Origin of the sequence: Streptococcus oralis, from assembly GCF_001579175.1 — a bacterium.
Taxonomy (GTDB): Bacteria; Bacillota; Bacilli; order Lactobacillales; family Streptococcaceae; genus Streptococcus; species Streptococcus oralis_O.
The window spans coordinates 729,989-737,800 of sequence record NZ_KQ970760.1 but is presented as its reverse complement, the minus strand read 5'-3'; the positions used below and the strand labels follow the sequence as shown (position 1 = coordinate 737,800).

Sequence of the window (7,812 nt, the reverse complement as noted above, 5' to 3'; positions counted from 1 at the left end):
TAAAATACGACTTCGGTATTCTCCGATAAAACGTCCCAAACGAACACCGCCATCAATGACCTTGAACTCCGCAAATAGATCCATCAATCCATTAGAACTTGGTGTGCCTGTTAAACCTACCACTCGTTTCATGTAAGGGCGCATGGCCATAAAAGCTTTAAAACGTTTTGATTGCCATGATTTGAATGAACTTAATTCATCAATGACAATCATATCCCACTTGAAATGCGGATGACACTCTTCAACTAACCAAGGGATGTTTTCACGATTTACAATGTAGATATCCGCATCTTTTTGGAGTGCTTCTTGTCGTTGTTTTGGAGTACCCACAATTTTTGAATATCTCAGATGAGACAGTTCTTGCCACTGCTCTATTTCGTCACTCCATACTGTATTTGCGACTCTAAGCGGAGCAATTACCAAAACCTTTGAGACCTCATAACGGTCAAACATTAGATCGTTAATGGCTGACAGGGTTGTAGCTGTTTTTCCCATCCCCATGTCTAAAATGACTGCTACATGAGGGTTTCTTATGATAAAGTCTTTGGTGACTTCTTGATAGTCATGCAGTTTCAATTTCATCCAATATCCCCTCAATATCTTTCTTATTATCTAAAACATAGACTCGAAATCCTAAATGTTCAAATAACTTATGCCGTGACACCTGCAAAGCTCTAGGATGTTGATTAGGTGCTTTTACTTCCACCAAACCAAACTTGCCATTGGGTAAGAATACCAGTCGGTCAGGTACTCCTGAAAAGGAGGGTGATACCCACTTTGGACAGATACCACCACGCTTTAAAACCTCGCTTGCTAACTTTTGTTCAATCACTTTTTCTCTCATACTTGTCCTCTCATCAGATTTAAATGGTGGAGGTCTAATGAGGTCATTTCCTAAACTTTCCTTATATACTTTTTCTTAGTTAAATTTCCTATAGAGATAGTTTTAGAAAAGACCATCATTGACTTACACTAAACAAAGAAATGGAAGTCGTGGAACTTAATCCATAAACTTTTTGACCATACTTCACAAATTATTTTTCACTGAATACTTCAACGACTTACACTCCAAAAATACTTGATTTAAAATCTAGTGGTGATACAGCCTCACTGTGTAAGTCATTAGTTTAGAAAGTCATCGTCATCAGCTTTTAATGATAACCCCATAATAAAATTCCCTTTATTAGTCCGTTTTCGTTCATAACCAGCTTGATTAAGTGCAGCATAGAAATCAGTTGTACTTCGTGTGTATTCTAAATTTTGAAGGCAATATGCACGATACTTGCTGTACAGTTCTCCTGATTTCTCACTTAATGTTTCTCCCACTTCACAACTTTCATTGATGAAATGTCCCAACCAGTCATTAGCTTCGCGGTAGGATTTGACAGAGTTTTTTACTGCTTTTGGAACTGATGTTTTAAAATTTGCTCTGATGGCTTTTTCCGCACCTTCAATAATCCACGATAAAATTGCTGGCCCAGCGTTATCATACAGATAATCCGCAAAATTCTTAATATCTGAACAACCAGTAATTTTGGCATTAAATGGAATAACAACCAAACGACGCCAAGTACCATCGTCGTTAGCCCCAACTTTTGGTAAATGATTCGTATAAAGTACCAGCGTATGAGATGGAACAAAATGGAATGGATCCTTATACTTTTTTTCTGCTTGAATTTCGTCAGTTGAGGTAATTTGCTTCACCACTGCAGTATTCAATCTCATTCCTTCTGCCATTTCAGAAGCAATAACAAGACGTTTCCCTTTTAACTCAGCAAGTTCTGGACTCACATTTCGTTTATTATTCATGGTTAAAGCATCTGCAGATAATTTGCCAGAATAGCTTCCGAGTACCCTTGCAATTGTATTCCAAAAGGTTGATTTCCCATTTGCTCCTCCGCCATAAGCGATAATCATATGTTCTTGATAGACTTTTCCTATTGCCGTCATACCGATGATTTCCTGTACATAATCAATCAGCTCCTGGTCATTACAGAAAAAAGTAGCTAAAGTTTCCTTCCATAATCCAAAGCCTTCATTACCTGGAGATACAGTGGTCATTTTTGTAATGTAATCTTTTGGATCATGTTCATGGTAATCCCTAAGTCCATTTCTTAAGTTGTAGGTAGCGTTGGGAGTATTGAGCAACATATCGTCCTTATCAAGTTCTGATAAATCAATGGCTAACATTGGTTTTGCAGTATTATGAGTCGCAGTAATATAGCGATAATCTCTTCGCTTCATCACAAACTGATAATAAGCTTTTGAGGAAAGATAAATAGAATGAAGTTTTTGTTGGATCGGTGTTTCAATCACTTTAGCAAGAGCTTTACCACCTTCACGCACTACTGATTCATCAATTCCGGAGTTGACTAACTCTATTACGGACTTTTCGTATTGTTCAAGAGCATCTGCTAGTTGGAAGTCCATAAACTCAAGAACCTTTCCTATAGCCAATTGTTTATCTTCTTTCCAATACTGACCATTAAAAGTTAAATAGTCTGTCGCATTTGTATAAGCTAAAACATCGCCATACTCTCTAGCTAATACTCCAGCTTCTCCGATATCAGAAAAATCATCCGGTTTTAAAGAAGGCCTATTGAAACTATCTGGTGAAATATAATCATCTGAAGCTTTAATAGTCTTATTGTAAAATCGAACCGCGCTTCCCCAGATTGTGTCTAGTTCAGATTTCTCTAATGGTGGCTCACATCTAGATGCCTGCTCATCAAAACCACTTCTTGCTTCTTGTGTAACCCCTAATCTTTTAAGAATTTTAGCCGCAAAAACTGACATTGTTGAATTTCGACTTCCCTCAGCGATAGGTCTTTTAGGTGGTCTATAAAAGTCAGCATCAAAATCTTCTTCTATATCTATAGAATTAAGTTGAATTAAACCTTCGTCGATAGTCATCCATGAATCATTCCATATAACTTTAGCTTTAGGATTGCCAAAGAAGAACCTTGCAGCATCTTTTGCATTATCATCAAAAAATTGATACCTATTCGTGAGCTCTTCTTTCATTGCTACATAAGCTTCCCTATCGTTCGTTTCATTAATTGGGAAATAAATATGAAACTTTGGACGTGCTATCATAGCACCCTTAGACAACATATGGTTTCGACTAGTAACCAAAGCAAAGTTATAATCAATAAAGATTTCTTTAATGTTCTCTTCTGTAACCCACTCATTAGGGTTGTCTGTCTTGTCATTATCAATATCCATGACAATAACATTTGATTTTATAAAATTTGAGTTTGAGCGAGTGTGATTGGTAAACTCTGCACCTACATGATCGTAATGAACTGCATTCAATAATGATTTGTCATCTGTTATTCTGACTTTATTGGGATATACAGTACTTGTTTGGATACCTGTCTTTCCAGAATGACATAACGAAAATTGCATCCGCAACTCCTCCTTAATCTGCTAATAAATTGAGAGTCTATTTCTCTTTCTATCTTTATAGGTAAAATTTGCCTGCTATTTTCCGGTTCAGCAGAAATTTATTTCAAAAAAAATACTCTTCCTTTATATGTCAAAGGGAGAGTTTTCTTTGTTTTAAATTTTTTATTAATTTTTGAAAAAACCGGAATTCAATCATCTCTTTTTACCTATACAGGTGTAAGAATTAGAAATCGAATAGAAAAATATTTTTTAAAATCCGGAAATTCTAAAGTGATTCTTACCTATAAAGATAGGAGGATGTGAAATGACAAAAGAACAATTGATTGAACACGATGAACAATTAGTAGATACACTGACTGCCATCAGTGTTATCTCAAAACAACTAGCTAAAAAAATCAAGGAGGACGAACAATATGAGCAAAATGAAACAACTGAATGACTTATTAAATGAAATGAAGGAATCAGCAAAGTGCAAGTTAAAAATGATAGAGGAGTTTCAAGAACTACTGTCTGAAGAAAACACTTCTTCAAGTCACGAAAAAGTTATGGAAGAATCAAGACATGTTACTCTTGAAGAATTACGTGGTGTACTTGCTACAAAAGCAAGTGAAGGATTTAAAGATGAGATTCGAGCTTTGTTAAAAGCTTATGGTGCTGACTCACTTTCAAAATTAGATCCTAAAAACTACTCAGCTTTAATGGAAGAGGCTGGAGGTATTGGTATTGACTAATCATGCTGTATTATCCGCTTCTGCTTCTCATCGATGGCTAAATTGTCCACCATCAGTAAGATTAACCGAAAAATTAGAAGATAAGGTTTCAACGTATGCATTGGAAGGAACAGATGCCCATGAGTTGTGTGCCTATTTAGTTGAGAGTGCACTTGGACGTAAGGCGCGTGATCCTACTGAAAACTTAACTTTCTATAATGAGGAAATGCAACATTGCGCAGAAGAATATCGGAACTATGTAGTTGAACAGATAGAAATCGCAAAAACATATTCTAGAGATCCAACTGTTCTTGTTGAACAGCGACTAGATTTCTCAAAATGGGTTCCAGAAGGTTTTGGAACAGGAGACTGTATTATTGTGGCTGATGGTTTGCTACAAATCATCGATTATAAACACGGTCTCGGTGTACTGGTTGATGCTGACCATAACCCCCAAATGATGTGCTATGCTCTAGGTGCTTTAGAAATGTTTGAAGGTTTATACAGTTTTGATAAAGTGACAATGACTATTTTCCAACCACGAAAGCACAATGTTTCAACATTTGAAATGGACAAAGAAAAACTACTTCACTGGGCTGAAACTGAACTATCTCCTAAAGCTGAACTAGCTTTCAAGGGTGAAGGAGAAATGAAATCAGGAAAACACTGCCAGTTCTGCAAAATAAAAAGTATCTGTCGCAAACGTGCAGAAGATAATCTAGAACTTGCCAAGATTGAATTTGCTGATCCTGCTACTCTCAGTAATAAAGATATATCGGAGATTTTACCTAAAATTGAACTATTGATAACATGGGCTAACGATGTCAGAAATCATGCTTTAAATTTAGCTACAAATGGCCATACAATCCCAGGTTACAAGCTAGTTGAAGGACGTTCTATTCGAAAATTCTCAGATGAAAATAAAGTAATTCAAACAGTAACTGCTGCAGGATTTGACCCCTATGAAAAGAAACTACTGAACATTACTGGGATGACTAAACTGCTTGGAAAACAAGCCTTTAATGAGCTTCTTGATAATCTAATTATAAAACCAAATGGAAAACCTACACTCGTTCCAATTGATGATAATCGTCAAGAAATGAACCTAGCAAAAACAGATTTTATAGAGGACTAAACTTATGACAACAAAAGTTATTACAGGAAAAGATACACGTTTTAGTTATTTAAACGCTAATGAACCAAAAGCTATTAATGGTGGTAAACCAAAGTATAGCGTGTCACTCATCATTTCAAAAGATGATGTTCAAACTATTGATAAAATTAAAGCAGCAATTGAACAAGCCTATAAAGAAGGTGAATCTAAACTAAAAGTGAACGGAAAATCCGTTCCATCATTAGAAGTATTAAAAACACCACTACGAGATGGGGACTTGGAACGTCCTGATGATGAAGCTTATCGCAATGCCTACTTCGTGAATGCGAACTCTCCACATAAACCTGGTATTGTTGATGCTAACCGTCAAGAAATCATTGATACTTCAGAGTTATACTCCGGTATCTATGGACGTGCCAGCATCTCCTTCTACGCTTTCAATTCAAACGGAAATAAGGGAATTGCTTGCGGTCTTAATAACCTGCAAAAATTACGAGATGGTGAGCCTCTAGGAGGTCGTACAAGTGCTGAAGATGACTTCGCTACAGACGATGATGATTTCTTAAACTAAGAAAGGAGATATGAAAGATGATTTTTTCAATTTTTATGACTATCTTAATGGCAGTTTGGCTATTCACTGGACTATATGCTGCATTTATGACAATTCGAGATGATATCCGATCAGAAAAAGAGAGAAAACAAAAAATGGTGAATGCAAATGACAATAATTGAATTCCTATGGACTGTCGCATCTTGTCTCACAATCGCTTTACTCAGCCATCTTTTATATGTTAGTATTCGCAATGACATCAGATATGAGAGAGAACGATTCTTTAGTCGCAGAAATAAACACTAAAACATGGTGGCAGTTCTTTCTGCCACCTTTTTAAGAAAGGATGAATTATGCAAATTAAAGAACTATCAGTAGACATAGAAACTTATTGTGATGTAGACCTACGGAAAACTGGAGTCTATCGATATGCGGAAGATGAATCTTTTGAAATCCTTCTTCTAGCAGTATCTATCAATAATGCTCCTGTAATTGTTTATGATCTGACTAAGAATAAACTTCCAAATGTCATCCTACAAGCCTTGCTTGATGATACAGTCATTAAATGGGCTTTTAACGCAACATTTGAGCGCATTTGCCTATCTAATTGGATTAAGAGACATTACCCTATCTTACTTAACGAGAACTATTTATCCCCAAACTCTTGGCGATGTAGCATGATTTGGTCTGCTTACTTGGGATTGCCCTTGTCACTTGAAGGTGTAGGTACGGTTCTTAAACTTCGTGAACAAAAACTAAAAGTTGGGAGTGAATTAATTCGCTACTTCTGCCTTCCTTGTAAACCCACAAAAGTAAATGGTGGTCGAACACGTAATTATGAAAATCACGCGCCAGAGAAATGGAAAAATTTTATCGAATATAATAAACGAGATGTAGAAGTTGAACTAGCAATCAAAAAAAGGTTGCAAAACTTCCCTGTTCCTGACTTTGTATGGGATGAGTACCACCTTGATCAGAATATCAATGACTGCGGTATTGGAGTTGATGTTGACTTTGTCCAGTCAGCTATCAAAATTGATGCAGAGAGTAAAGCAAAAATCCAAGAAGAATTGAAAGCTTTAACAGGTCTTGAAAATCCCAACTCCGTTCTACAGATGATTGGTTGGTTACGTGAACACAATATAGAAACAGATTCACTAGATAAAAAGACTGTAAATAACCTTTTACATAAAGTTGATGAAAAAACTGCAAGGGTTCTAAAATTACGTCAGCAAGCAGCAAAATCAAGTGTATCCAAATATCAGGCAATGATGAATTGTGTTTGTAAAGATGGACGTGTAAGAGGAATGTTCCAATTCTATGGAGCAAACCGTACTGGGCGATGGGCTGGACGATTAGTGCAACTTCAAAACCTACCACAAAACCACTTAAAAGATTTAAATGAAGCGAGAATACTCTTTCAGTCTGGAGATAGTGATACTGTTGAATTTCTCTACGATATTCAAGACACACTGTCACAGCTTATTCGAACATCTTTTATACCTAGTAAAGATAAGAAATTTATTGTTTGCGACTTTTCTGCTATTGAAGCTCGAGTCCTATCCCATCTAGCAGGTGAGACGTGGAGAACTAAAGTTTTTAATAAAGGAGAGGATATTTACTGCGCTAGTGCCAGTAAAATGTTCCATGTTCCAGTAGAGAAACATGGAGTTAATGCACACTTACGTCAAAAAGGAAAGATTGCAGAGCTAGCTCTAGGCTATGGTGGAGCTGTAGGTGCTCTTAAAGCAATGGGAGCTATTGAGATGGGATTAGCTGAAGAAGAACTACAACCTCTTGTTGATTCATGGCGATCAGCCAACCCTAACATCGTTCTGCTGTGGTGGGATATCGATAATGCCGTCAAGACTGCTATCAAGGAACAAACTGAAACGGAGAGTCATGGAATTCGATTCAGTGTTGAAAGAGGAATGTTATTTATTACTCTTCCCTCTGGGCGAAGATTAGCTTATGTCAAGCCAAGAATTGGAGAGAATCAATTCGGAGGGGAATCGGTAACTTATGAAGGG

8 protein-coding genes and 1 pseudogene are annotated in these 7,812 nt (G+C 36.7%); 6 read left to right on the top strand and 3 right to left on the bottom strand.

Features of this window, described 5'->3' with window-relative positions:
- From SORDD24_RS07920 to SORDD24_RS07910, 3 genes and pseudogenes are all read right to left on the bottom strand, one after another.
- Positions 1-582: pseudogene (locus SORDD24_RS07920) on the bottom strand (SNF2-related protein); the annotation flags it as partial.
- Positions 563-844, bottom strand: coding sequence for a VRR-NUC domain-containing protein (locus tag SORDD24_RS07915; protein WP_006153521.1), 282 nt, complete (start codon positions 842-844; stop codon positions 563-565). The pseudogene SORDD24_RS07920 and the gene SORDD24_RS07915, both read right to left, overlap by 20 nt.
- Before the next feature lie 278 nt (positions 845-1,122).
- Positions 1,123-3,408: a phage/plasmid primase, P4 family gene (locus tag SORDD24_RS07910; protein WP_061409356.1), complete on the bottom strand. Its 2,286-nt coding sequence runs from the start codon at positions 3,406-3,408 to the stop codon at positions 1,123-1,125.
- A 304-nt stretch (positions 3,409-3,712) separates the two neighbouring features.
- On the opposite strand from SORDD24_RS07910, the gene SORDD24_RS11930 reads away from it, so the two are divergent.
- The 6 genes from SORDD24_RS11930 to SORDD24_RS07890 all read left to right on the top strand — a co-directional run.
- The gene (locus tag SORDD24_RS11930; protein WP_257994450.1) at positions 3,713-3,847 is read left to right on the top strand and encodes a hypothetical protein; all 135 of its coding nucleotides are present in this window, start codon (positions 3,713-3,715) and stop codon (positions 3,845-3,847) included.
- Entirely contained in the window at positions 3,822-4,139 is a 318-nt protein-coding gene (locus SORDD24_RS07905; RefSeq protein WP_061409354.1) for a hypothetical protein, read from the top strand. Before SORDD24_RS11930 ends, SORDD24_RS07905 begins: the two co-directional genes overlap by 26 nt.
- Complete coding sequence (locus SORDD24_RS07900; protein ID WP_061409352.1) at positions 4,132-5,253, top strand: DUF2800 domain-containing protein; 1,122 nt, start codon at positions 4,132-4,134, stop codon at positions 5,251-5,253. Before SORDD24_RS07905 ends, SORDD24_RS07900 begins: the two co-directional genes overlap by 8 nt.
- Positions 5,254-5,257: 4 nt before the next feature.
- On the top strand, positions 5,258-5,803 hold the full coding sequence (locus SORDD24_RS07895; RefSeq protein WP_061409351.1) for a DUF2815 family protein: 546 nt from the start codon (positions 5,258-5,260) through the stop codon (positions 5,801-5,803).
- A 17-nt stretch (positions 5,804-5,820) separates the two neighbouring features.
- Positions 5,821-5,964 carry a hypothetical protein gene (locus tag SORDD24_RS11335; RefSeq protein WP_173276729.1) on the top strand — a complete coding sequence of 48 codons (144 nt, stop codon included), beginning with the start codon at positions 5,821-5,823 and terminating at the stop codon, positions 5,962-5,964.
- Positions 5,965-6,135: 171 nt separating this feature from the next.
- Positions 6,136-7,812 (top strand): DNA polymerase (locus tag SORDD24_RS07890; protein WP_061409349.1); only part of this gene is annotated, 1,677 nt, incomplete at its 3' end.